The following is a 22,633-nucleotide window of genomic DNA, read 5'->3' as shown; positions in this document are numbered from 1 at the left end:
CTTGCCCAGCCGGCACAACTGCCGCTGGGCACTACTTCAACCATCAGGCAAGGAAACCCGTCATGCCAACACCCGCATACCTTTCGATCACCGGTGTCAAACAAGGACTGATTACGGCAGGCACATTTACCCAGGACTCGGTAGGCAACATTTATCAGGAGGGCCACGAAGACCAGATCCTGGTCCAGGCTTTTTCGCATCAAGTGATCATTCCCCGTGACCCGCAATCCGGTCAGCCAACCGGCCAAAGGGTTCACAAACCGCTGATGATCAGCAAGGTCTTCGATAAATCATCGCCCCTGCTGTTCAGCGCGCTGACCAGTGGCGAAGAAGTCAAATGCCAACTGCAATGGTTCCGCACCTCCTCGGCCGGCACCCAGGAGCACTATTTCACCATCGAGCTTGAGGGTGCGACCATCGTGGACATCCAGTCACGCATGCCCAACTGCCAGGCACCGGAAAACGCGCACTTCACGCATTTGGAAGATGTGCATTTCACCTATCGCAAGATTATCTGGACGCACGAAGTGGCGGGTACTTCCGGCTCGGACGACTGGCGTAGCCCGGTCGCCGGCTAACCCTGGGTGACGCAGAAACGCCGGCCATGGACGGCAGCGTTTCTGCACGCTTGCTACACCATTGACAGTGGATGCTTGCGCTTGGGTGCACCGAACACGCGGTCGATCGCATCCAGATCGTGCTCATCCAGCACCAGTTTCGCGGCACTTGCGTTCAGCCGCACATGCTCGGGGCTCACCGCCTTGGGAATGGCAATCACACCCTCCTGACGCAGTACCCAGGCCAGGGCGATCTGTGCGGGTGTGGCCTCATGTCGGTGGGCAATTTGCTTGAGCGTCGGGCTGGACAGCAGTTCGCCGCCCTGGGCGATTGGGCAGTACGCCATCAGTGGCAAATGGTGCTGTTGCCACCATGGCAACAGGTCGAACTCGATACCCCGCTCTTCGATGTTGTAGAGCACCTGGTTGGTGGCACACGCGGGGGATGCAAGTTCCTGCAGGTCGGCGATGTCGAAGTTGGAAACACCCCAACGACCGATCTTGCCTGCCTCGCGCAGACGTTCGAACGCTTCGACGGATTCTTCGAGCGGGTACTGGCCGCGCCAGTGCAACAGGTACAGGTCGATATAATCAGTGCCCAGCCGCTGAAGGCTGGCGTCACAGGCACGCGGCACGCCCTTGTGGCTGGCATTGTGAGGGTAGATTTTACTGACCAGGAACACCTGGTCGCGCTTGCCACGAATGGCCTCGCCTACCACCTTTTCGGCGCCACCTTCGCCGTACATTTCAGCGGTGTCGATCAGGCTCATGCCCTCGTCGATACCCAATTGCAACGCGGCGACTTCAGCTTTGCGCAGGTCCGGGTTTTCACCCATACGCCAGGTACCTTGGCCGATGACAGGCACGGGAATACCGGCCAGATCAATGGTGCGCATAACAACCTCCTGATGAGTTGGCGAATTAACAGTGTGGCACTGACCGGACAAAAGGGTTCAATCGAAGTATGGTTAGCCTTTACCCAATCACCAGGCAGGACCTGTAATGCTGTTTGTTGTCATGCTCGGGGGCAAGCACCCAAGGGCCAAAATCGAAGTTCACGATGTGGTGTTCGCAGTGGCTGACACGCTGAAAGCCACCTACCCGCAATTGCGCGACGGCTGGTTCGGCAGCCCCAAGGGCATGCATATCGACGCCTGGATGGCCGTCGATGGCGTAGACGGCTGGAAAGTCGAACTCAGCCAAATGGCGCCGCCTGCAGGTGCCCATCACCTGTACTTCATCAACCTGGGTGGTTATGAAGCCAAGGTGTTCGGCGAGGCCCACCATTACTTACTGGTGGTGGCTCGCGACAAACAGGAAGCCAAGCGCAAGGGCCAGCAGCAGCTATTGCAGCACTGGTCGCAGGCCCATACCGATGGCGTGATGGATATTGACGACTGCCTGCCTATCGATCTGGTGGACGGTCGCTACGTTCACCTGGCGCCAGGCGCGCACCAGCCGGTCATCCAGCAGAACGACTACATCACCCTGCCCTGAGCCTTTACGTGCAGGGCGCCAAGGCTTTGCCAAACAAACGATTGCCATGGGTTTCCCCTTGGAAGGTATAGGTCGGCGAACCCAGCACCGCGTACCCCCGTCGGGGGTAAAAACCCAGTGCGCGTTCATTGCCCACCCACACGGTTGCCCACACGAAAGACGCCCCGCCCATCACCGCGCGCTGTTCTGCCGCCTGCAGCAACCGATAGCCAATTCCCTGGCCGGTAAATCGCTCCTGGATGTAGAGGCGCTGCAACTCGGCGGCATCTGATGCTGTGATCATCGAATGAGTGGCGTGGAGTTTGATCTGGGCAAAGCCAACAAGGTGGCCATTCGACTCAGCCACCACCAGCGAGAGACCGGGTTGTATCAGCAGTTGGGTGATGGTCTGCGGCGCAAAGGCTTGCAGCGCCTCTCTGGCAATCGAGGCGCGGATACCTTGGGTCGCGTAAGTATCGAGAAACACCTGCATACCGAGCACGCCGATGCATAAGGCGTCCTCGGCAGTGGCATCCCGAACAGTAATGGGCGGCGGGTTGATAACAGGCATTGAGTCTCCGTACTCAAGGGGTGCAGGGATCAACGTTTTACCACGAATGCAGCCAACAGCAATTGCCTCTACCGATGGGCCGCAGTAGGGTTTACGCCTCGCCCAATCTGCAGGAGCCCGCCATGAGCTTTTTTTCCGACCCTGATGCCGTCGCCCGCTACGCCGAAGGCCCTGTGCGTCTGGTACCGGGCTTCGATGGCTTGCAACGGATGACCATCCTGCTGCTGCGTGAAACTGTTCCAGCGACCGGCAGCGTGTTGGTATTGGGCGCCGGGGGCGGCCTGGAGCTAAAACGGTTTGCCGACGCCGAGCCAGGCTGGCGCTTTACAGGCGTCGACCCGTCGGCCGAGATGCTGAAGTTGGCGCAGGCGATACTGGGCCCTTTAAATGAGCGCGTGCAGTTGCACGAGGGTTATATCGATACCGCCCCATTGGGTCCCTTTGACGGCGCCACCTGCTTGCTGACCTTGCACTTCATTCCAGAAGAGGAACGCCTGCAAACCCTCAAGGCCTTGTGGCAACGGTTGCTACCCGGAGCACCGCTGATCGTGGCGCACCACAGTTTCCCCCAGGCACCGCAGGAAAAAAGCCGCTGGTTGAAGCGTTACGCCGCGTTTGCGGTGGACTCGGGCGTGCCGGCCGAGGATGCAGAGCGCGCGATTACCGCGATCAGCGCCAAATTGCCGGTACTGTCACCCGCACAAGATGCAGCCTTGATGGTTGAAGCCGGGTTCGAAGGCGTGGAGCTGTTCTACGCCGGCTTCAGTTTCAAAGGATGGGTAGGTTATAAACCGCGCTAGCGCTTACCAACTACCAGATGCCCCACCGCCACCACTGGAACCACCGCCTCCGGACGAACTGCTGCTTGAACTGGAGCTTGAACCCGAGCTGCCTGAGCTTGAGCCAGACCCGCCGCCCGAACCCGAGCCGCCATCGGAAATACTCTGCAAAAACACTATAAACGCCACCACCGAAGCGGCGGGTATGGCGATGATCCAGCCTTGATAACCGTGCCCCAGCAGTAACCCGACTGCCACATACACCGCTACCACCGCCGCCACCCGCACGAAGAAGAAGCGCGGGCTATTCTTCCAGGATTGGTGGATAACGAAAAACAGTCCCATATACAACGCCAGCACCAACGCGCAGCCAAACGGCCACACCAGCCAATGGACGAAGTTGACGGCCACGAAATGGTCGACCACCAGCAGCCCGGCAACGTAGGCCAGCACCCCAATCACGCAATAAAACACGGTGCGAGCCAGCCATAAGGCGCCGAAAGTCGCGCCGCCAATCAGCAGGGTCAGCGGCAACACCAGCAGGTACATCGGCCAGTCGCGACCGCCCCCATACAGCGTCAACAGTACCGTAACCGCCACGGTGGCGATTAACGCCGGGCGCCACGGCAGCTTGCCGGCGGCGATCAGCACACCGCCGACGCCTCCCAAGATAAACGCCAACAGCACCGCAATGGCCTGCGGGTTGACCTCAGGCCCCACCGGCTTGGGCAGGTCGCCGCCGTCTACCAGCACGCCCAGGTCATCGACGGCCTGTTGAATCCCTCCCGCATAGTCACCCTGGCGAAACGCCGGGGTGATGTGCTCTTCGATGATGCGGTGGGCCAGCAGGTCGGTGACCGTGCCTTCCAGGCCGTAACCTACTTCGATACGCACGGTGTGGTCGTTTTTAGCCACTACCAGCAGGATGCCGTCATTGACGTCCTTGCGCCCCAGTTTCCAGGCACGGAACAGTTGGTTGGCAAAGTCTTCGATGGTTGCGCCGCCGGTGGTGGGCACCAGCAGCACGGCAACCTGGGCGCCCTTGCGTTGTTCGAGGGCGGCGAGTTGAGCCTTCAAGCGCTCGGTTGTGCCGTTATCCAACGTATTGGTGAGGTCGATCACCCGTTGATCGAGGGCGACCTTGATCGGCGAAGTGTCCGCCTGGGCACTGGTCAACAGGCCGATAAACACCAGCGCCAGCAGACTCAAGACGGATTGGCGCAAATACAGCCGCATGTTTTGTTACCTGAAGTTTCTTCGAGGAGGCGTCGACTTTACCTTATAGACGTATAACGCGTGACCCCACGCCCGCGACTATCTAAACTGCCCACACATATAGCAATGCGCCATAGCTGAGAACCCCATGAACCTAAAGCACCGCAACAACGTCAGTGTGATGGGCAACGGCACGGCGACCTTGGTGTTCTCCCACGGTTTCGGCTGCAACCAGGCCATGTGGAATTATATGACGCCGCACTTTACCGAGCGTTTTCGCGTCGTGATGTATGACTTGGTGGGGGCTGGCCTGTCGGACCTCAGCGCATTCGACAAGACCAAATATGCCGCGCTGGGCGGTTATGCCCGCGATTTAAACGAGATTATCGACGCTTTCGCCAGCGGCCCGGTGATCCTGGTCAGCCATTCGGTCAGCGCGATGATCGCCACCCTCGCCGACCGCCTGGCACCAGGCCGTATCGCCGCCCATGTGATGATCGGCCCGTCGCCACGCTATATCGACGACGTGGGCTACGTCGGCGGCTTCAAGCGCAGCGATATCGATGACCTGCTTGACACGCTCGACAGCAACTACCTGGGCTGGTCCAGCACCATGGCCCCCGTGATCATGGGCGCCCCCGAGCAACCGGCGTTGAGTGCCGAGCTGAGCGACAGTTTCTGCCGTACCGAACCGGACATCGCCAAGCAATTTGCGCGGGTGACCTTTATGTCGGACAACCGTAAGGACGTGATCGGCCTGACCACGCCCGTGCTGATCCTGCAATCACGTGACGACCTGATTGCACCCGTGGCGGTGGGCGAATACCTGCACAGCGTGCTGCCCAACAGCACCTATTGCCTGGTCGATAATGTCGGCCATTGCCCGCATATGAGCGCGCCCGAGGCCTGCACGAGGGCGATGGACAACTTCCTGGCGCCATGGGCCATGGCTGATGTCGGCTGATCTGTTCGACAGCGCCGCCTGTGCCCTGGCGGTGACGGCTGAAGACGGCACGATCCTGCGCGCCAACACGCTGCTCGGCCAATGGCTGGGGCTGCGCAGTGCCGAGCTGTGCGGGCGGCGGTTTCAGGATTTGCTGACCATGGGCGGGCGAATATTCCACCAGACCCACCTGACGCCGATGCTGCGCATGCGTGGCAGCGTCAGCGAAGTCAAACTCGACTTGGTGCACCACGACGGCCACAAAGTGACCGTACTGCTCAACGCCAGCGCCCGCGAACAGGCTGGCGCATTGGTACACGACCTGGCGCTGTTCGGCACCACCGACCGCGACAAGTACGAGCGCGAGCTGCTCAATGCGCGCAAGCTTGCCGAAGCCTTGTTGCAGGAACGCACCAGCACCGAATTGGCGCTGCATCAGGCCCAGGCGGAACTGAGCGAAGCCTATGCCATCGCCCAGCGCCGCGCGTTGTTTGCCGAGCAGATGGTGGCGATCGTCAGCCATGACTTGAAAAACCCACTGACCGCCATCCGCATGGCCTCGGACATGCTTGCACGCAGCGAGCGCACGCCCAGGGAGCACCAGTTGCTGGGCCATATCGGCCAGTCCTCCGAGCGCGCCCAGCGAATGATTGCCGACCTGCTGGATTTCACCCAGGCCCGGGTCGGCCACGGGATCAGCATCAAGACCACACCCTTGGACCTGCACGGCGTGATCCAGCACGCCGTGGATGAACTGCGCGTGGCCTTCCCCAAGGCCACATTAAAGCACCAGCCCGAAGGTATGGGCCAAGCGTGCCTGGATGCCGACCGGGTGCAGCAGATTATTGGTAACCTGGTGGCCAACAGCGTGGCCTATGGCGACTTGTTGATGCCAATTACCATCACCTCACGCTTGGGCGAAGGTGGCTGCCAAGTGGCCGTGCATAACCACGGTGCCGCGATCCCGCAAACGCTGCTGGCCGGGCTGTTCGAGCCCATGACCCGAGGCACCGACCAGGGCAGCGAGGTGCGTAGCGTGGGGTTGGGCCTGTATATCGTGCGTGAACTGGCCAGGGCGCACGGTGGAGACGTGGCGGTGAGTTCCTGCGTCAACGAGGGCACGACCTTTACCGTAACGCTTTAAAGGTACGCCGTGCCCTGCATGACCGGCTCGACACGGCCGGTCAACACCACACCGCCCTGCCCGTCCCACTGCACAGTGACCGTGCCACCGTCGCATTGCACCTGAACCGTGGCGTCCAGCAACCCGCGCCGAATCCCATTGACCACCGCGCCACAGCAGCAGGAGCCGGAACCCAGCGGCACACCCCCGCCGCGCTCCCAGATACGCAGGCGGATGTGGCTGCGGTCCAGCACCTGCACAAAATGCACATTGGTGTTGGCCGGGAACAGCGGATGGGTTTCCAGCGCCGGGCCCACGGCCGCCACGTCGATGGTGCTGATGTCGTCGATAAAATACGTGCAATGCGGGTTACCCATGCTGCAGGCGGCAGGCGCGCCATCGATGGGCAAGGTGCGGGTGTCCAGCGCGTCAGCCAGTGGTACGCCAGACCAGTCCAGCAAGGGCGCGCCCATGTCCACCGACACTTGCTGGCCGGCGGCCCGCACGCACGTCAGCAAGCCTCGATCCGTGCGCAATACGATGGTGTCGCGACCGGTCTCATGCATCAAGCGGTCGGCCACGCCGCGGGTGGCGCTGCCGCAGGTTTGCAGCGGCGTACCGTTGGGGTTCCAGAACTTGATGCGGGCCAGGGCGTCTTCGCAGTCGAGCACCACCGCCAGTTGGTTGAAGCCGATACCGGTGTGGCGGTTGCCCAGCCGCCGGGCGACCTGCGCAGTGATCGGGTCGTCCAGGCCACGGCGGTCGACGATGATGAAATCGTCGCCATGGGCATGCATCTTCACAAAGGGCAAGGTCATGGGCGGTCCTCGGTCGAGATCAGCCTGCAAGCATACGGGAGTTTCATCCAAGCCGTTTCAGCCGCGTGCTAGCGTTGGCACATCCTTATCCAACAGAACCGTCCATGAACAAAACCACCCTTGCCTTTACCTTGCTGCTGGCCGCGTTGCCCGCCGTGACGATGGCTGCAAGCCTTTGCCAACCTGCGTCGGCAAACCCGGCAGCCCACGCGCTGCTGGCCGCCGCCCAACGGCATTTGGCCGACCAGCCTGCGCCATTGCCGCAGGTGCACACCGAAGGCACCCTGCCAAACCATGGCATTCGCGAGCAAAGCCTGGTTGCTGAAAAGGACTGGCCGCTGATGCGCCAGGCGGCGCTGGCCTGGCGCATCAGCGGTGACCCGCGTTACCTCAGGCAAGTCGACGACTACCTCGCCGCCTGGGCCGATGTCTACCAGCCGGATTTCAACCCCATCGACGAAACCAATCTCGATATGCTGATCACGGCTTATGCGCTTACCGCCGACCACCTGCGCCTGGAAACCCGCGCCGCCAGCCGTCGCTTGATCAGCAAGCTGGGCAATGGCTACATCGCGCATATCGAACAATTCCACGGGCAGAAAAAAGGCACCCAGACCAATAACTGGCAGAGCCACCGCATCAAGTTGGTGACCCTCGCCGCCGCCGCACTCAACGACCAGGCCATGCTTGAGCACGCTCATCAACTGTTTAAACAGCAAGTGGCCGATAACATCCTGCCTGACGGTTCGGTCACCGACTTCCAGGACCGCGACGCCCTGCACTACGTGGTCTACGACCTTGAACCGCTGGTGCAGGCCGCACTGGCGGCCAAGGCCTACGGCGGCGACTGGCTGAACCTCAAGAGCAATGGTGCGTCGCTGGGCGCCGCCCTCGACTGGCTGGTGCCTTACGCCACTGGGCAACGCAGCCACCAGGAGTTCGTGCACACCCACGTTCAGTTCGACAAAGACCGTGCCACAGTAGGCGAAGCCGGTTACAGCGGCACCTGGGATGCCAAAAGCAGTGCGACGCTGTTCTGGCTGGCGGCGCAACTGGATAAACGCTACCTGCCCGTGGCCACGCAACTGGCGGCCCACCCGGCCGATTGGATCAGCGCCTGCTATTTGAAGTAAGCGCGGCTAGACTGGCCGGGCGCCCTATTCAAAGGATTGACCATGCTTATTGTATTCAGCGGCCTGCCCGGCACCGGCAAGACCACGATTGCCAGCGAACTGGCACGTCGGATAAACGCGGTTTACCTGCGTATTGATGTGATTGAGCAGGCGCTTCGGGATGCAAACGTACTGACGGGTGATGTGGGCGCCAGCGGTTATGGCGTGGCGAATGCGCTGGCATTGAGTAATTTGAGAATGGGGCAGACGGTGATTGCCGACTGTGTGAACCCGCTGAAGGAGAGCCGGGAGGCGTGGCAGGCCGTGGCAGCGACAGCGGGCGTCGAGATGCTTGATATTGAGGTGGTTTGCTCTGACCTGCTGGAACATCAGCGCCGGGTGGAGGGCCGCACGGGCGATATTGCCGGGTTGGTGCCGCCCTCCTGGCAGTCCGTTTCAGTACATGAATATGAGGCGTGGGCTGAGACGCCACTGACTGTCGACACTGCAAGTGTGACAGCCGCCGAGGCCGTCGAAGTGATCCTGGCACACATCACCCCTCTGGCGAGCGGGCTTACCGTGGCGAGCAGGCTTGCCCTGCGTTGGGCTGCGAAGCGGCCCTAGTACAGTCACCGCGTTTTCTCAGAGACACATAAGCGTCTGGTTTTGGGGCTGCTACGCAGCCCAACGCAGGGCAAGCCTGCTCGCCACAACAAGCCCGTCTGCCACAGTGAGTTTTTAGAGCACCGCTCCCATCGCCTTCACCAACACCGGGTCACGCCCATAAATATCCGGCGAGTACACCAACCCGCCTTGGCGATCGACTTCCACTGTCCAGTAACCCAACAGCACCGGCACTGGCGTGGCCAGCCTGAATTCATGGGTTGTGCCGGTGGCCAGCAATTCTTCGGTGCGCGTGCGTTCGGCCGGGGTTACCAGCAGGTCGCGCAGCATCATCGGCTGCTCAACCCGCACGCAGCCCGAACTGAATGCCCGTGGGCCTTTGGTAAACAGCGGCTGGCTCGGCGTGTCGTGCAAGTAAACGGAATAGGGGTTGGGAAAGCGCATCACGATGCGGCCCAGCGGGTTGCGCGGGCCGGCCTCCTGGCGCAGCAGAATGTTGCCGGGGTGCGACCAATCCACCTGGTCGGCCGTCAATGGGCGGCCCTGGGCGTCGAGCACTTGCAGGTTTTGCTGGCGCAGGTATTCGGGGTTGAGGCGGATGGCCGGGAGTTTGTCCTCACGCATGATCGTCGGCGGGATGGTCCACGTGGGGTTGAGGGTAAGCCGGGTAATGCGCGACTTGAGCAGCGGCGTCTGGCGTTCGGCACGCCCCACTTGCAGGCGGGTTTGCCACACCGGGATGCCGCTCTGGTAAACACTCAATTGCGCAGCCGCGACGTTAACCACGACACCTTCGGGTTCCAGGTCCTGAGCCAGCCAACGAAAACGTTCGAGGTTGATGCGCAACTGATCGCGGCGCATCGCCGGGCTGATATTGAGTTCGGCCACAGTACCCGTGCCTATCACACCGTCGGCCTGCAACGAGTGGCTGAGCTGGAAGGCCTTGACCGCCTTGACCAACTCGTCACGGTACTGCCGGCTGTTGCCCGTCGGCGCCTTGGCGAGATAACCACCGCTATATAAGCGCCGCGCCAGATCGGGCACGCGCGGGTCCTCCATGCCTGGCTTGAGCAGCGGCCCGGTGGCGACCGGGTCCCAATGGGGCAACGGCTGCAGGCGCACAGTGGCGTAGGTATTGCGCAAGCTGCGGTACAGGTCGGCACTGGGGCGCGCCTGATCAAAGGCTTGCGCCATGTCTTGCAGGCCGGTGGTGGCAAAAGCCAGCACTTGGGTATTGGGGTCGAGGGTGGGTGGCTGGGAATGCCACAGCGGCTCGAAACGCGACTGTTGCAGGCGCCCGTAATGCAAATCCTGCAGGGCTTGCAGGTATTGCCGGCTGCTGCCGATATCGCTGCACAGCACGTTACCCGTGGCATCCACGGTAGGCAGGCTATAGTGGGTGGGGTCCAGGCCATCGTCGGCCAGCATCAGCAACTGAGATTGCAGAGTGTGGCGGCGCTCATCGGACCACAGCGTCACATTGCCCTGTTGCTGGTAGAACGCCTGCAAGCGCGCTTGGGTCGTTGCGTCTATCTGCGCGGCAAGGTTGGGGCAAACGCTGGGCAGTTCAGAAAGGGCCAACTGCACCGGGCTGGTCGAAACCACCGGCACAGCGTCCACCGGCAGCTCATCAGCTGTCGCGACCAGTGGTGCAACGAGCAGGCAAATGCTCAAGTAACATGCGTGTTTTTTGAACAATTGACTTAACTCCAATCCACAGCGGGGGGGATGTACTGTAGATGCTGACTTTAATATGCCGCGCCGGCTTGATCGCCATGACCCTGGCTACGCTGAGCAATGTTACGCTCGCCGCCACTGCCAACCCTCCTACTTTGTATAGCAGCCTGGCGCGCTCGGCTCCAGAACTCAATCCCACTGTACTGAAAAGCGCCCTGAGCGCGGTGCAATGCGCGGTCAATAACGGCGAGGAACGCTCGGATCGCCTGGCCGTCATTGACTACTCCCAGCCCTCTACCGCCCGTCGGCTGTGGATCTTCGACCTACGCAAGAGGTCCCTGGTACTGCGCGACCTGGTGGCCCATGGTGCCAAATCCGGGGAAAACTTTGCCACGCAATTCTCCAATCGGGAAGGCAGCCACCAATCCAGCCTGGGTTTGTTCCGCACCCAGGAGAGTTACTTGGGCACCCACGGCTACTCGTTGCGCATGGACGGCCTGGAGCCGGGCTTCAATGACCAGGCCCGCGACCGCGCACTGGTGATTCATGCGGCCGACTACGTCAACCCGGCGTGGAGCAAGCGCGAAGGCCGAATCGGCCGCAGCCAGGGTTGCCCGGCCGTGCGCCCGCAAGTAGCGCGCCAGGTGGTAGACAAACTCAAGGATGGGCAGTTCATGTTCTCCTGGTACCCGGACCAGCGCTGGCTGAAGTCGTCGACGTATCTCAACTGCAAACCCCAACAGGTGGCGAGTAGTCGTACAATCCGTGGTGGTTAGCCTGTCCCCACAGATAAAAGAGAGCGTCGCATGCTTCTACACACCTCCACCTGGATCGAAATCGGGCAGTTTCTGGAACGCAGCCGCACGGTGGTTATTCCCATTGGCTCCAACGAGCAGCATGGCCCCACCGGCCTATTGGGCACCGACTGGATGTGCCCGGAAATCATCGCCCACGAGGCGCAGAAAAACGCCGACATCCTGATCGGCCCGACCTTCAATATCGGTATGGCCCAGCACCACCTGGGTTTTCCCGGGACCATTTCCCTGCGCCCTTCCACCTTTATCGCTGCCATTGGCGATTGGGTGCGTTCATTGGCCGGGCATGGTTTCGAGAAAATCCTGTTCTTGAATGGTCACGGCGGCAATATCGCCACCATCGAGGCGGCCTTTTCCGAGCTGTACGCCGAAGCCAGCTACGCGCGCCGCCCGGCCGGGTTTGCACTCAAGCTGGTGAACTGGTGGGACCTGGAAGGCGTCAACGAACTGGCTCACCGCCAATTCCCGGTGGGCCACGGCAGCCACGCCACGCCGTCGGAAATTGCAGTGACGCAGTGGGCGTACCCAGAGTCGATCAAGTCGGCTGAGTATTCGCCACAAATCGCCAACACCGGGCCGATCCGCGAAGCGCTGGACTTTCGCGCACGCTTCCCCGACGGGCGCATGGGCTCTGATCCTGCGCTGGCGACGGTGGAAAAAGGCGGTGAGTTGGTGGCGTTGGCAGCCAAGGGGTTGGTCAACACGGTGCACACCTTCAGCAACGAAGCCAAACCCTAGGCCCACCATAAATCCAAATGTGGGAGCTGGCTTGAACGGTGTGAAGGCTCGGATTATTTGCAATCCTGCGCCGCCAACTCAAGCCGCGATGGCTTGATCGCCGACGCCAGTGGCTTGCGCTCATACAGGAACACCTTGGTGCCGTCCTGGGACTTGTAGGCTTCCAGTACATCATCGGCGGCAATCTTGCTGGTCAACACCACTTTGGCATGACGCGAGTTCTGGGTCACCGTCGAGGTAATGCCGTGTTTTTCAAGCTTGGGCAACACGCACTGCACATAGCCTTCAGGGGTCTTACTGGTTTGCAGGGTCAAGCTCGGAGCGTTGGGAGCGGTGATACAACCGGTCAGCAACAAAGGAGCCGCAGCCAGGGCCGGAACGAAAAAAGCGCGCATATAAAATCCTGAGTATAAAAAGAAAAGTTCACATCAACTGGCGCTTACCAACGCCTTGAGCGACACATCGAACTGCTTCAACGCATCAAGCTGTACATCACGCTGCTGTTCAATCTGTGCGGCAATTTCCGGCACCGCCTTGTCATGCACCCACACAGACGGCACCTGTTTGTGCACCGAACCTTCAGCCTTGGCGATGTATTGCAGGTTCGCGTCATAGAACCGTGCAACAAAGCGCGCCTCAACCTGATCGTTACGCTGGGTCAGCAGCTGGTTGTGGGTATCGAGCACCACCACCACATCCGGGTGCGCCTGCACCAATTCATCGAGGCTGCTATAGACCGTTACTGTAAGAAAAGTGCCCTGCAACGAACTCATTAACCAATCGATGGCCAGTTCCGGGTCGGAGCTGTTGACGAACGCTTCACGGATGCGCCCGTCGAGGGCATCCTTGGCGCCGTTCATGGCCATGGCGTGGTAGCGTTCAAGGTAGCTGAGGTTGTCGCGGGTGTTTTCACTGTACAACACCCCCACCGATTGCGCGTGCCGCAGGGAGTCTACGCTACCGACGAGAGGCAGCAAATGGCTTGTACGCAGATCATCGGCAATCGCCGGGTTGACCAGCACCGTGGTGCCGAGCATCAGTATTATCAGGCCCAGCTGGATTATCGTCCTCATCGCGCATTTCCTTGAACAGCGTGTCGATGGCGTGATTGTCCGCTTTTGGCGCAAAAACAGAACGTGTGATCCTTGATGGTGACTATCATTTGAACCGATAGTGTCAGGCAGCCTAACTCCATAAAACCTATAAGGACCACGCCATGAAGCCCCACCAGAAAACCTTCGACCGCATCCGCGAAGCCGTATTGCCGGAGTTTCGCGAGCGGGTCGCCGATTACCTGGTTGAATATGAGAACGTGCTGCAGGACGACACCGCAGACGCCGACCTGCGTTACGCCAGCGCCCAGCAACTGCTCGGTTACCTGCGCGGCTTGAACACCACGCGGGTGTTGGGCATGGCCGATTGGGAAGACCTGGGCCGGCGTGTGGCCCAGGAATGGCTGTAACCCCTAGAGCGCCGGGCGGTGCAGGTTGACCCAGGCCTGCACGGAAGGCCGCTGCCATTGGTGTTGTGCATAGGCCACCAACTCGGCGGGCACGTTGTCACCGTTGAGGATCAAACGGTTGAGCATCACCGCCAGGTCCACATCGACTATCGACCACGCACCGAACAGGTACAGCGGGTTGCCTGCCAATAACGCCTGTGCCGCCTGAATCAACTTGTGCGCGGCCGCCTCACCCGCAGGCGACAACGGCGGCATCTTCTGCCCATAGAACACCACCAGCGTCGAACGTTCCTGGCGAATAGCCTGCAAGTCGCTGCGCAACCACGCCTGAACCTGCCGCGCCCTCGCCCGCTGTTTTAAGTCCGTCGGGTATACCGTGGTCTGGGGCAAAGCCTCATCCAGGTATTCGCTGATTGCAGAGGACTCCGACAAGGCGAAGTCGCCTTCCACCAACGTGGGCACACGCTGAGTCAGGGACAGTTGGACAAATTCCGCCGCCTGGTTTTGCGCCGTGTCCAGGTCAAGGGTGACGGTTTCGAAGGTCATGCCCTTTTCCAGCAGGGTGACGAATACCGACATGGCGTAGGGGCTGGTGAATTGAGCATCGACATAAAGGCGCAAAGACGGTGACGGCATAAAGGCTCTCCTTGGGTGAATGCCCACGCTACGAGATCGGCAGCTGGAAAGACAATGCGCGATTTTTATGGGGGCATTCCAAGTGGGAATGCGAGCCCTTATCCAGCGTTTGCCAACACCTGATCAAATACATAGCCCATCATGTTATTCAAGAACTTCTCTTGCCCATTGTCTACCGTGGTGCCTGAAACCTCAGTGGTGGTAAGTTCAATATCACTGAATGCGATCACTCGGCCCATCGTGCCGCCTACCAACCAAAAAAGCACATTAGCACCAAAAGTAGCCAACACCTTGCTGCCTGGGGGAAGTTGTGTTGCAGTCATTGCAAGTGATGCAGACCCCTTGATTGTCACGCCTGAAGAGTTGCCGAAATAGCTGCTCAAGTTTTCCGTTGTGGAAGACAAGCCACTGTAAACCCCCACAACAGGCACGCCAGCAAGCGTACCGGTATGCCCAAATCGCTGTAAAACATTCAACATGCCTACAGCGGCGCCATTATTACAGGCTAACAGTAAGACGCCGCCTAGCGCTGCATATTCTTTCAACCTATCTGCTTGTGCCACGGTAAAACTACTATTATGTAACCCGACAGACAGCACATCATATTTAGCCTTCAATTCAGCAGCCGTTATAGAGGGAGCAACAATATCTGCCGCGGCATCAATAGCGTCTACAGACTGGATTTTATTATAAGTCCCGTTGGGTCCGTAATTTGCGGGCTCTTTAACCTGCGCCATCAAATTGGGGTAACTTGAATTACCAATGGCGACACTCGTAAAACCAAACTTTATAACCTGCAACTTTACTGGCTTGGTCACGGCCGCAGTCGCCGCCGAACAACAATGACGGTGCACATGAACATGCACGTGTATATGCACCTCTTCACCACTGAGGCAGTTCTTGTGATCTTCACGGCACGTCTCAGAAACTACGACACCACTGATTTCACGCGGGGACTGGCTTGAATCAGACATATTCAAAACTCCTATAAGCTTAGCAAACTTACCGGAACGTTACTGCCGACCGCATATGCGCTTATTCCGCGCTCACCAGCACCTGATCAAAAACATAAGCCATCATATTATTTACAAATCTCTCTTGCCCGTTATCGATCGTAGCGCCATCGACATCAATCACCGCCAGGTCTATATCACTAAAGGCGATCACCCGACCCTTTGTCCCTCCTACCACCCAAAAAAGCACATTAGAACCAAAGGTAGCTAACACCCTGCTGCCGGCTGGAAGTTGTGCGGCGGTTATCACAAGTAATCCTCCCCCCTTAAGTGGCAGCCCAGACGAATCACCAAAACAGTCACTGAAGTTTTCCGACGCAGAGGAGACCCCGGTGTAACTCCCTATAGCACTGCTAACAAAGGAGCCGGTATGCCCAAATACCTGCAGAACATTTGTCATGCCAGCCGCAGTACTATTATCACAGGTCAGCAGCAAGACACCGCCCAAATCGGCATACGCTTTCAACTTGGCAGCTTGTGCCACGGTAAACGTACTCACATGCAGCCCTACCGACAGCACGTCATATTTAGCCTTGAGTTCGGCAGCGGTTACGGTGACCGATACAATATCGGCCATCGCATCAAACGTAATGACAGATTGAATTTTATTATACGTGCCCTCTGCACCATAGTTGGCTGGCAACTTGACCTGCGGCATCACTTTAGAATAATTCGGACTGCCAATTGCAATATTGGTAAAACCAAGCCTGATAACTGGCAATTTTTTTTCGGCCACCGGCACGGGTACGGGTACGGACACCGCCCCCGTCGAACAGCATTTATGGTGTACATGAACATGAATATGCACGTGCGCCACCTCCCCATGATCGAGGCAGGCCTTGTGATCTTCATGGCACTGCTCAGATACAACGGTGCAGCAGACTTCACGCGGGGCTTGGCTTGAATCGGACATGATCGACACTCCTGGGGCCTAAGAGCACCTACCTCAGTAACAGGTAGGTACCCGCCCTCACCTGGGCGGACTCACAGCACTACACGCCGAATCCAATACTCCGTCTACTGTCAGAATTAACAGGGCTGGCGTAAAAAGTGTCTGGCGCACCGAGTGCATTCCTGGCGGAATCAGTCGCATTGATGGCAATATCATAGCTCTTGGCCACGAAGCAAAACCGCCCCGGTATTCGTCGCATTACCCCCATAGCTTTCAAGGAAGATAAGCTTATGAAACAAGCAGTTGTGGTTATCCACGGCATCGGCGAACAGCGCCCAATGGACACGCTACGCGGCTTCGTCGAAGCGATGATCCCTGCCGCCCCGCCCGATGGCACACCGTTTTACTGGAGCAAGCCAGACCGGCTTTCGCGCAATTTCGACCTGCGCGTACTGAAGTCGTCAGGTCGCACCTCCACGGACTTCTATGAATACTACTGGGCCCACAAAATGCAGGGCACCAAGGTCGGTCACCTGCTGGGCTGGCTATGGGATATTTTCAAACGCCCGCGCCGTGACATTCCCGAGGCCATCGTGCCGATCTGGCGCACCACGCGCTGGACGCTGATGGTGCTCCTGCTGCTGATTGCCAGTGGCACTCTAGCCACGGCCTGGGGCGGGTTCGAGCCCAGTGACAATCCGTTCGCACTGTTGCCACTGCTGCTTGGCGCCATCGGGCTAGGGTTGCGCTATTCAGCGCTGTCTTACCTCGGCGATGCGGCGCGCTACTTGAGTCCCAACCCGCAGAACGTGGTGATTCGCGAACAGATCCGCGCAGACGGGGTGGCGTTGCTGCGCGCCCTGCACAACCAGGGCGACTACGACCGTATCATCGTCGTCGGCCACAGCCTGGGCAGCGTGATTGCTTACGACATCGTCGGTTACCTGTGGCATGAACACCACGACCAATTGACCCAGGTGATCCCCAGCAACCGCGAGCTGGCCAGCCGTTATGCCGCCAATGCCACGTTGCAACCGGTGATTAATGAAGCATTGCCCAACGCCGGCGCCGCCCTCGATGGCAGCCTGGGCAGCACCTTGAGGTTCCGCGAGCAGCAGGCCCAGGCATTTATCGAGCAACGCGGCCTGGGCAATCCGTGGCGCATCAGCGACCTGGTCACCGTCGGCAGCCCGATGGCCCACGCCAGCCTGTTGTTGGGCCGCAGTGTGAGTGACTTCAAAAAACGCATTGAACGCCGCGAAGCGCCGGCCTGCCCACCGACCGAAGACACCAAGGGCTATGGCTATAACGCACGCAAGCCAGTGATGCTTGGGCAAAAACCGTTTACCCCGCAGTACCTGCACCATGCTGCGGCGTTTGCCGTGACGCGCTGGACCAACCTCTACTTTCCCGCGCCCTACGGCTTGTTTGGCGATATCGTCGGCGGCCCGGTCAAGCCGGTGATGGGTGCAGGCGTGCTGGATTTACCCGTCACCGTAGGCACCTGGAAAGGCTGGCTCGCCCGCTCCTGGCTCAGCCACACCCAATACTGGAGCGAGCGCGGCGGTGCCCAGGGTTACCTCGGCACGCTCACTCAGGATGACAGCGCAATCAGCCATGGCCAGCGCCCGTCGGCCACCGAAGCCTTGCGCTGGGCGGTCGACCTCAAGGGGTTGCGGCGCTTTCGTCCGGTGGGCGCCAAGGCAGCCTTGGCACCCACCGAGGTCTAGGAGGCCCATGATCGCTCCCACGCAATGGGAACGATCACGGCCTAGCCGGCGAAACCACCGGCCTTGAGAAACTCATGCTCGGGTTGGGTGGTTGCCCTGGCCAATACCGCGTTGCGATGGGGAAACCGCCCAAACCGTTCAATGATATCCGCGTGCTCCTTGGCCCAATGGTAGGTGCTGGCATCCAAATACTGGTTCAGCGCCAACGAACGCTGCTGGTCCGCCGGGTCTTCGGAATGTTCAAACGGCAGATAACAGAAGGCGCGCAGTTCGGGCTCGATCTGTTGATCCAACCCGGCGTCCACCGCCCGCCGCGCATACAAACGCGCCAGCGGGTCGGTGGCAAACATATGGGCCGTGCCGCGAAACGCATTGCGCGGGTATTGATCCAGCAAAATCAGCAAGGCCAGCGCACCCTGCGCCGAATCCAGCCAGCTTTCCAACTCACGCCGGGCGGCTTGCATATGCGTGGCGTGAAAGGTCTCGCGAAAGGCTGCGTCAAACGCGTCGTCCTTGGCGAACCAGCGTTTTGGCCCTGCCTGCTTCCAGAACGCGATCACTGCCTCGGCGGATTGTTCGTTCATGCTCGTCATCGTCCTCTCCAACACTTAACACAAAAAAAGCCGCACAGACTTCATCATCGACGTCGGCGATATCCATCAAGTGTCCCACATGGGCTGCGCAAGCTTGCGCGCGGTCGCACCATTGCACATAGGGTTTACCTGATGATCCACCGTCCTGCCCAGGTTTTCAGCGACTCCAATAGCCAAGTGCGCAACAAGCTGTCGGGTACAACATCAACGGGATCTTTGTCGCCAACTGCGCGATCTCGGTGATGCTGTACCGCTGGAAAAGTCTTGATGCCATTGAGCTCAAGCGCCCTGTGGCCTGAAACTGCGCGCCACCGGGTTCAAGGCGCAATAACGTGCAGGTAGAACGCGTGAAACATGAAATACGCACACCCGGCCAACGCCAGCCCCATGCAGCGGTTGAACCAGGTAAACGCCGCCGCCCCGTTGATCCGCCGCCCCAACAGTGCGCCCAACAATGCGTAAACCCACGGCGCGCCGACCGCCCCCAGCCCCAGCAAGGCCGATACGCCAAAGATCGAGGCCCCGGTAATATGCGCCGCCGGCAACATCACGCTAGTGATTGGCAACACCGCGACGATGCCCTTGGGGTTGAGCAACTGGATCACCAGGCCATTCCAGAAGGTCAAGGTCTTGGCAGGCGTGCTTGGGGCGTCATCCACCTCGGTACGTGCGGTGAACACCTGGTAGGCGAGGTACAGCGTGTACACACCGCCAATCAAAGAAATATACGGCAGCGCCGCCTGGGAGATGATCGCTTCGCCGGTGTAGCCAAACAGCACGAACATCAGCAGCATCGCGCACCCCACGCCGATGTAGAAACCGCTGGAGCGACGCAATTTGCCCGTAAGCCCGGCATTGAGGCCCATCAAATTGACCGGACCGGGGCTGTACATGACGCTGAACGCGTAAAGGAAAATGTCCATGGCGAACCTGCAGTAGAAGAAGTCGGGCGAGTCTACTGAGCGGGGTGGTGCGCAATCTTGAACGTTTGTGGTTGATTGGCGCACACGTGGCGAGGGAGCTTGCTCCCGCTGGGCTGCGCAGCAGTCCCGAAGCCACACTCTGTAGTGAGTCCCTGGGCGCCCGCTACACATTAAATCGGGGCCGCTGCGCGCCCCAGCGGGAGCAAGCTCCCTCGCCACAGGTAGAGTGTCAGCCGGCCAAACGATAGAATCATCCAATGCGGTCAGATTTTTGACCCGGCTTATCAGCGAATGGGAAAACGGCACCCTGCGGTTTGACAAACCTGGTGAGTGCCTATTAGGCGTGTTTCGTCACGACCTGTTGATTGCGATCGGAGGTGTTTCACGTGATCCGTACTCCAATCCAGACACCGGCCGGTTACGCCGCGTATACGTTGCCCCCTCAATGCGCAGACACAACGTTGGCAAGGCGCTGGTGCAACGGTTATTGGAACACGCAGCGGCACATTTTCAACAGGTGCACCTGACCACCGATACACCAGAAGCCGCAGCGTTTTATCTGCGCTGCGGCTTTCATCAGATAACCAATGGCACAGCAACCCACGCGAAATCGCTTGTGCCGGGCGTCACCGGACCTTGAGCCTTACATCAACGGAATCGAGTAATTCACAAATACCCGGTTCTGGTCCTGGTCCCGCGCGACTTCGCTGCGCGACACGCCATTGCGCCAGCCGAACCCGACGTTCTTGAACGGGCCGCTTTGCACCACGTAGTCCAGGGAGATATCCCGTTCCCATTCGCTGGCGTTGTTGCCGCTGGCGGTGAGGATGTGGTCGCCCTTCAAGTACATCACCGACGCTTTCAGGCCGGGCACGCCGAGCGCGACGAAGTCGTAGGCGTATTGGGCGAAGGCCGTGCGTTCACCAGCCTGGATAAACGTTTGCACGGTACGATCGGTGTAGAGGTACAGGCTCGAGCCGCCCTCCCCTTTATTCACCAGCCCGCCCTGGTTGAGTTGGGCGAAGTTGCTGTCGTCCGAGACTTGCTGATAACCGGCGGTAATGGCGTGCGGGCCGAGCGAATAGATGAACGCGGCGCTCCAGGTGTTGTTGTCGATCTCCCCCGTGCCGTTCTTGGTATAGCCGCTGAACTTATAGCCTTCTGCACGGCCGGCGGCGTTACTGTTTTTGCCGTCGGAGGTGGTCTTGAAATAACGCAGATCGGTTTTCAGTGAGCCGTAGTCACCCAACGGCAACACATGGATCAGCCCGGCAAAGTGTTGTTGGTAATAGTCTTCAAGGTTGGCGTAGTAGTACTGCACCAGCAGGTCCTTGTTTACTTGATAGTCAGCACCGGCGTAGTTGAATTTATTGCTTTCCTGGGTGCCGCCTGCCGCTGCCAGGCCACTGCGGTCGCTGGACCCGCGGCCGGTGGTGTGTTGCAGTTGGCCGCCAATCAAGGTCAGGTTGTCGATGTCTTTACTGGTGATCTGCCCACCTTCGAAAGACTGTGGCAACAGACGGCCATCGTTGCTCACCAGAATCGGCAGGTTTGGGCGCAGGTAGCCGTAGCGCAGCTCGCTCTTGGCGAAACGCGCCTTGGCGGTCGCACCGCCACGGGCCCAGCTGTCGGCGGCTTTGCCGTCATCGTTGGGGATCATCGAGCTGCCGACATGGCGGCCGGCACCACTGTCGAGGGTCAGGCCGAGCATGCCGATAGCATCCAGGCCAAAGCCTACGGTGCCGTCGGTAAAGCCCGACTGGTAGTTGAGAATAAAGGCCTGGCCCCACTCTTCGGTCTTCGACGGCGCGGCGGTGCCGTCGCGGTTATCGTTGTTGAAATAGAAGTTACGCATGTTCAGGTTGGCTTTGCTGTCGTTCAGAAAGTCAGCCGAGGCCAAGGGGCTCAGGGCAATGCCCAAGCCGCCGGTCAATACGCTTAAAACATTCAAAGTGGCTTTCATCAAGGCGAACTCCGGCGCGGAATCCAAGTTCCGGGCGCAAAAAAGGGCAGCAGGATGCACGCGACCAAACGTGAGTGGGTCGCTGCGTTAACTAACGTTCAATTACCTGATTGTAAGGAAGTGGACCTCCGTGAAACCTCAGTCAATCAATCCATGGGCGTCATAAAACGGATAGGGCCCCGGGTAGTCCCCGAACACACCGTTGTGGCTGATCAACCCGTGCTGTTCATCCCAGCGATGCAACAGGTAACCCGCCGGCTCCAGGTTGAAATGCGCGGGCGCGGCGTCTTGCAGGTCGAGTACGATCTGGTGGGAGGTGCCGGGGCAGACACAACTCAGGCTGCCGCCAAAACGCCGCTGCATCGGGCGGTGCAAATGGCCGCACAACAGACGCTCCACTTGTGGGTGGCGGGAGACGACCTTTTCCAGCGCAGCCGCGTTGATAAAAGGTTCACGGTCCATATGACCGATGCCGCTGATAAACGGCGGGTGATGCAGGATCAGCAGGGTCGGTACATGCGGGCGCAACGCCAATTGCGCGTCCAGCCACTGCAACTGGCTTTCCAGCAACTGCCCGCCATGGCCACCGGGGATGGTCGAATCGAGGCCGATCAAGCGCAACGGGTGCTCATCCACAACCCAGTCCAGCGGGCCATCCGCCGACGTCGGCAAATAGCGGTGATCGCCGAATGCATCCAGCAACGGCCCACGCGTGTCATGGTTGCCCGGCACCACATAGCAAGGCATGTGCAGGCGCGACAGCTCCGGGTGCAGCACGGCGTATTCATCGGCGCGACCAAAATCCACCAGGTCGCCGCTGACCACCACGATGTCGGGCCGTGGGTCACTGGCATTCAGATGGTCGACGGCACGGCGCAGTGCGCCCAGCGTGTCGACCACGCCATAGGTGAGGCGATTACCGGCTTTCAGGTGCAGGTCGCTGATCTGGGCAACAACAAACGGACGGTTCACA

At 59.7% G+C, this 22,633-nt stretch carries 26 protein-coding genes; 12 read left to right on the top strand and 14 right to left on the bottom strand.

What is annotated here, in order from left to right:
- Positions 1-62 precede the first annotated feature (62 nt).
- Positions 63-578: an Hcp family type VI secretion system effector gene (locus AOA62_RS03165; protein ID WP_017136833.1), complete on the top strand. Its 516-nt coding sequence runs from the start codon at positions 63-65 to the stop codon at positions 576-578.
- Positions 579-631: 53 nt separating this feature from the next.
- On the opposite strand, the gene AOA62_RS03160 is transcribed toward AOA62_RS03165, so the two are convergent.
- Positions 632-1,453, bottom strand: a complete 822-nt coding sequence (locus AOA62_RS03160; protein WP_099547818.1) for an aldo/keto reductase — start codon at positions 1,451-1,453, stop codon at positions 632-634.
- A 106-nt stretch (positions 1,454-1,559) separates the two neighbouring features.
- Here AOA62_RS03160 and AOA62_RS03155 point away from each other — a divergent pair, with 106 nt between their 5' ends.
- The gene (locus tag AOA62_RS03155) at positions 1,560-2,054 is read left to right on the top strand and encodes a DUF1543 domain-containing protein (protein WP_099547817.1); all 495 of its coding nucleotides are present in this window, start codon (positions 1,560-1,562) and stop codon (positions 2,052-2,054) included.
- Between the two features lie 4 nt (positions 2,055-2,058).
- Here the strand turns inward: AOA62_RS03155 and AOA62_RS03150 are convergent, their stop codons facing one another.
- Entirely contained in the window at positions 2,059-2,604 is a 546-nt protein-coding gene (locus AOA62_RS03150) for a GNAT family N-acetyltransferase (protein WP_099547816.1), read from the bottom strand.
- A 122-nt stretch (positions 2,605-2,726) separates the two neighbouring features.
- Here AOA62_RS03150 and AOA62_RS03145 point away from each other — a divergent pair, with 122 nt between their 5' ends.
- On the top strand, positions 2,727-3,404 hold the full coding sequence (locus AOA62_RS03145) for a bifunctional 2-polyprenyl-6-hydroxyphenol methylase/3-demethylubiquinol 3-O-methyltransferase UbiG (RefSeq protein ID WP_099547815.1): 678 nt from the start codon (positions 2,727-2,729) through the stop codon (positions 3,402-3,404).
- A gap of 3 nt (positions 3,405-3,407) precedes the next feature.
- Here AOA62_RS03145 and AOA62_RS03140 read toward each other — a convergent pair whose 3' ends face one another.
- Positions 3,408-4,619, bottom strand: coding sequence for a YgcG family protein (locus AOA62_RS03140; protein ID WP_099547814.1), 1,212 nt, complete (start codon positions 4,617-4,619; stop codon positions 3,408-3,410).
- A gap of 127 nt (positions 4,620-4,746) precedes the next feature.
- Between AOA62_RS03140 and AOA62_RS03135 the strand changes: the two genes are divergently transcribed.
- Entirely contained in the window at positions 4,747-5,562 is an 816-nt protein-coding gene (locus tag AOA62_RS03135; RefSeq protein WP_017136839.1) for an alpha/beta fold hydrolase, read from the top strand.
- Positions 5,552-6,685 (top strand): PAS domain-containing sensor histidine kinase, encoded by a 1,134-nt coding sequence (locus tag AOA62_RS03130; RefSeq protein WP_099547813.1) that lies wholly within the window; start codon positions 5,552-5,554, stop codon positions 6,683-6,685. Before AOA62_RS03135 ends, AOA62_RS03130 begins: the two co-directional genes overlap by 11 nt.
- Here AOA62_RS03130 and dapF read toward each other — a convergent pair.
- The gene (gene dapF / locus AOA62_RS03125) at positions 6,682-7,482 is read right to left on the bottom strand and encodes a diaminopimelate epimerase (RefSeq protein ID WP_099547812.1); all 801 of its coding nucleotides are present in this window, start codon (positions 7,480-7,482) and stop codon (positions 6,682-6,684) included. The genes AOA62_RS03130 and dapF overlap by 4 nt on opposite strands.
- Before the next feature lie 104 nt (positions 7,483-7,586).
- On the opposite strand from dapF, the gene AOA62_RS03120 reads away from it, so the two are divergent.
- A complete protein-coding gene (locus tag AOA62_RS03120) occupies positions 7,587-8,615 on the top strand; it encodes an alginate lyase family protein (RefSeq protein ID WP_099547811.1) in 1,029 nt (342 codons plus the stop codon).
- Between the two features lie 42 nt (positions 8,616-8,657).
- The gene (locus AOA62_RS03115) at positions 8,658-9,218 is read left to right on the top strand and encodes an AAA family ATPase (RefSeq protein ID WP_099547810.1); all 561 of its coding nucleotides are present in this window, start codon (positions 8,658-8,660) and stop codon (positions 9,216-9,218) included.
- A gap of 114 nt (positions 9,219-9,332) precedes the next feature.
- Here AOA62_RS03115 and AOA62_RS03110 read toward each other — a convergent pair whose 3' ends face one another.
- The gene (locus AOA62_RS03110) at positions 9,333-10,916 is read right to left on the bottom strand and encodes a murein L,D-transpeptidase (protein WP_099547809.1); all 1,584 of its coding nucleotides are present in this window, start codon (positions 10,914-10,916) and stop codon (positions 9,333-9,335) included.
- Positions 10,917-10,957: 41 nt separating this feature from the next.
- On the opposite strand from AOA62_RS03110, the gene AOA62_RS03105 reads away from it, so the two are divergent.
- Both AOA62_RS03105 and AOA62_RS03100 read left to right on the top strand, forming a co-directional pair.
- Entirely contained in the window at positions 10,958-11,671 is a 714-nt protein-coding gene (locus AOA62_RS03105) for a murein L,D-transpeptidase catalytic domain family protein (protein WP_017136845.1), read from the top strand.
- A gap of 30 nt (positions 11,672-11,701) precedes the next feature.
- On the top strand, positions 11,702-12,448 hold the full coding sequence (locus AOA62_RS03100; RefSeq protein WP_017136846.1) for a creatininase family protein: 747 nt from the start codon (positions 11,702-11,704) through the stop codon (positions 12,446-12,448).
- A gap of 53 nt (positions 12,449-12,501) precedes the next feature.
- Here AOA62_RS03100 and AOA62_RS03095 read toward each other — a convergent pair whose 3' ends face one another.
- Together AOA62_RS03095 and AOA62_RS03090 are read right to left on the bottom strand one after the other, a co-directional pair.
- Positions 12,502-12,843 carry a hypothetical protein gene (locus AOA62_RS03095; protein ID WP_099547808.1) on the bottom strand — a complete coding sequence of 114 codons (342 nt, stop codon included), beginning with the start codon at positions 12,841-12,843 and terminating at the stop codon, positions 12,502-12,504.
- 33 nt (positions 12,844-12,876) lie between these two features.
- On the bottom strand, positions 12,877-13,521 hold the full coding sequence (locus AOA62_RS03090) for an ATPase (protein WP_099547807.1): 645 nt from the start codon (positions 13,519-13,521) through the stop codon (positions 12,877-12,879).
- A gap of 143 nt (positions 13,522-13,664) precedes the next feature.
- Here AOA62_RS03090 and AOA62_RS03085 point away from each other — a divergent pair, with 143 nt between their 5' ends.
- Positions 13,665-13,910: a hypothetical protein gene (locus AOA62_RS03085; protein WP_017136849.1), complete on the top strand. Its 246-nt coding sequence runs from the start codon at positions 13,665-13,667 to the stop codon at positions 13,908-13,910.
- Positions 13,911-13,913: 3 nt separating this feature from the next.
- On the opposite strand, the gene yfcF is transcribed toward AOA62_RS03085, so the two are convergent.
- From yfcF to AOA62_RS03070, 3 genes are all read right to left on the bottom strand, one after another.
- Entirely contained in the window at positions 13,914-14,546 is a 633-nt protein-coding gene (gene yfcF / locus AOA62_RS03080; RefSeq protein WP_099547806.1) for a glutathione transferase, read from the bottom strand.
- A gap of 98 nt (positions 14,547-14,644) precedes the next feature.
- Entirely contained in the window at positions 14,645-15,520 is an 876-nt protein-coding gene (locus tag AOA62_RS03075) for a hypothetical protein (protein WP_256592272.1), read from the bottom strand.
- A gap of 61 nt (positions 15,521-15,581) precedes the next feature.
- Positions 15,582-16,472, bottom strand: coding sequence for a hypothetical protein (locus AOA62_RS03070; protein ID WP_256592271.1), 891 nt, complete (start codon positions 16,470-16,472; stop codon positions 15,582-15,584).
- Between the two features lie 269 nt (positions 16,473-16,741).
- On the opposite strand from AOA62_RS03070, the gene AOA62_RS03065 reads away from it, so the two are divergent.
- The gene (locus AOA62_RS03065; RefSeq protein WP_099547803.1) at positions 16,742-18,181 is read left to right on the top strand and encodes a hypothetical protein; all 1,440 of its coding nucleotides are present in this window, start codon (positions 16,742-16,744) and stop codon (positions 18,179-18,181) included.
- A gap of 41 nt (positions 18,182-18,222) precedes the next feature.
- Here AOA62_RS03065 and AOA62_RS03060 read toward each other — a convergent pair whose 3' ends face one another.
- Both AOA62_RS03060 and AOA62_RS03055 read right to left on the bottom strand, forming a co-directional pair.
- Positions 18,223-18,765, bottom strand: a complete 543-nt coding sequence (locus AOA62_RS03060) for a DUF924 family protein (protein ID WP_026013690.1) — start codon at positions 18,763-18,765, stop codon at positions 18,223-18,225.
- Between the two features lie 326 nt (positions 18,766-19,091).
- Positions 19,092-19,697, bottom strand: a complete 606-nt coding sequence (locus AOA62_RS03055) for a LysE family translocator (protein ID WP_099547802.1) — start codon at positions 19,695-19,697, stop codon at positions 19,092-19,094.
- A 226-nt stretch (positions 19,698-19,923) separates the two neighbouring features.
- On the opposite strand from AOA62_RS03055, the gene AOA62_RS03050 reads away from it, so the two are divergent.
- Positions 19,924-20,337, top strand: a complete 414-nt coding sequence (locus tag AOA62_RS03050) for a GNAT family N-acetyltransferase (RefSeq protein ID WP_240792812.1) — start codon at positions 19,924-19,926, stop codon at positions 20,335-20,337.
- A 3-nt stretch (positions 20,338-20,340) separates the two neighbouring features.
- Here AOA62_RS03050 and AOA62_RS03045 read toward each other — a convergent pair whose 3' ends face one another.
- Positions 20,341-21,660 (bottom strand): OprD family porin, encoded by a 1,320-nt coding sequence (locus AOA62_RS03045; protein ID WP_099547800.1) that lies wholly within the window; start codon positions 21,658-21,660, stop codon positions 20,341-20,343.
- 138 nt (positions 21,661-21,798) lie between these two features.
- Entirely contained in the window at positions 21,799-22,632 is an 834-nt protein-coding gene (locus tag AOA62_RS03040; RefSeq protein ID WP_099547799.1) for a phosphodiesterase, read from the bottom strand.
- Between the last annotated feature and the right edge of the window lies 1 nt (position 22,633).

The sequence above is a fragment of the Pseudomonas sp. 2995-3 genome, assembly GCF_002742565.1.
Classification (GTDB): Bacteria; Pseudomonadota; Gammaproteobacteria; order Pseudomonadales; family Pseudomonadaceae; genus Aquipseudomonas; species Aquipseudomonas edaphica.
Note: the sequence above shows the minus strand (reverse complement) of the source record. Positions and strands in the feature narration are given on the sequence as shown.

Excerpts from the sequence above, each read along its gene's own strand:
- AOA62_RS03045 (WP_099547800.1), bottom strand. The coding sequence starts at position 21,660 with ATGAAAGCCACTTTGAATGTTTTAAGCGTATTGACCGGCGGCTTGGGC.
- AOA62_RS03105 (WP_017136845.1), top strand. The coding sequence starts at position 10,958 with ATGCTGACTTTAATATGCCGCGCCGGCTTGATCGCCATGACCCTGGCT.
- dapF (WP_099547812.1), bottom strand. The coding sequence starts at position 7,482 with ATGACCTTGCCCTTTGTGAAGATGCATGCCCATGGCGACGATTTCATC.
- AOA62_RS03070 (WP_256592271.1), bottom strand. The coding sequence starts at position 16,472 with ATGTCCGATTCAAGCCAAGCCCCGCGTGAAGTCTGCTGCACCGTTGTA.
- AOA62_RS03090 (WP_099547807.1), bottom strand. The coding sequence starts at position 13,521 with ATGAGGACGATAATCCAGCTGGGCCTGATAATACTGATGCTCGGCACC.
- AOA62_RS03145 (WP_099547815.1), top strand. The coding sequence starts at position 2,727 with ATGAGCTTTTTTTCCGACCCTGATGCCGTCGCCCGCTACGCCGAAGGC.
- AOA62_RS03135 (WP_017136839.1), top strand. The coding sequence starts at position 4,747 with ATGAACCTAAAGCACCGCAACAACGTCAGTGTGATGGGCAACGGCACG.
- AOA62_RS03065 (WP_099547803.1), top strand. The coding sequence starts at position 16,742 with ATGAAACAAGCAGTTGTGGTTATCCACGGCATCGGCGAACAGCGCCCA.
- AOA62_RS03100 (WP_017136846.1), top strand. The coding sequence starts at position 11,702 with ATGCTTCTACACACCTCCACCTGGATCGAAATCGGGCAGTTTCTGGAA.
- AOA62_RS03160 (WP_099547818.1), bottom strand. The coding sequence starts at position 1,453 with ATGCGCACCATTGATCTGGCCGGTATTCCCGTGCCTGTCATCGGCCAA.
- AOA62_RS03130 (WP_099547813.1), top strand. The coding sequence starts at position 5,552 with ATGTCGGCTGATCTGTTCGACAGCGCCGCCTGTGCCCTGGCGGTGACG.
- AOA62_RS03140 (WP_099547814.1), bottom strand. The coding sequence starts at position 4,619 with ATGCGGCTGTATTTGCGCCAATCCGTCTTGAGTCTGCTGGCGCTGGTG.
- AOA62_RS03150 (WP_099547816.1), bottom strand. The coding sequence starts at position 2,604 with ATGCCTGTTATCAACCCGCCGCCCATTACTGTTCGGGATGCCACTGCC.
- AOA62_RS03120 (WP_099547811.1), top strand. The coding sequence starts at position 7,587 with ATGAACAAAACCACCCTTGCCTTTACCTTGCTGCTGGCCGCGTTGCCC.
- AOA62_RS03165 (WP_017136833.1), top strand. The coding sequence starts at position 63 with ATGCCAACACCCGCATACCTTTCGATCACCGGTGTCAAACAAGGACTG.
- AOA62_RS03115 (WP_099547810.1), top strand. The coding sequence starts at position 8,658 with ATGCTTATTGTATTCAGCGGCCTGCCCGGCACCGGCAAGACCACGATT.
- AOA62_RS03055 (WP_099547802.1), bottom strand. The coding sequence starts at position 19,697 with ATGGACATTTTCCTTTACGCGTTCAGCGTCATGTACAGCCCCGGTCCG.
- AOA62_RS03060 (WP_026013690.1), bottom strand. The coding sequence starts at position 18,765 with ATGAACGAACAATCCGCCGAGGCAGTGATCGCGTTCTGGAAGCAGGCA.
- AOA62_RS03155 (WP_099547817.1), top strand. The coding sequence starts at position 1,560 with ATGCTGTTTGTTGTCATGCTCGGGGGCAAGCACCCAAGGGCCAAAATC.
- AOA62_RS03085 (WP_017136849.1), top strand. The coding sequence starts at position 13,665 with ATGAAGCCCCACCAGAAAACCTTCGACCGCATCCGCGAAGCCGTATTG.
- AOA62_RS03075 (WP_256592272.1), bottom strand. The coding sequence starts at position 15,520 with ATGTCTGATTCAAGCCAGTCCCCGCGTGAAATCAGTGGTGTCGTAGTT.
- yfcF (WP_099547806.1), bottom strand. The coding sequence starts at position 14,546 with ATGCCGTCACCGTCTTTGCGCCTTTATGTCGATGCTCAATTCACCAGC.
- AOA62_RS03095 (WP_099547808.1), bottom strand. The coding sequence starts at position 12,843 with ATGCGCGCTTTTTTCGTTCCGGCCCTGGCTGCGGCTCCTTTGTTGCTG.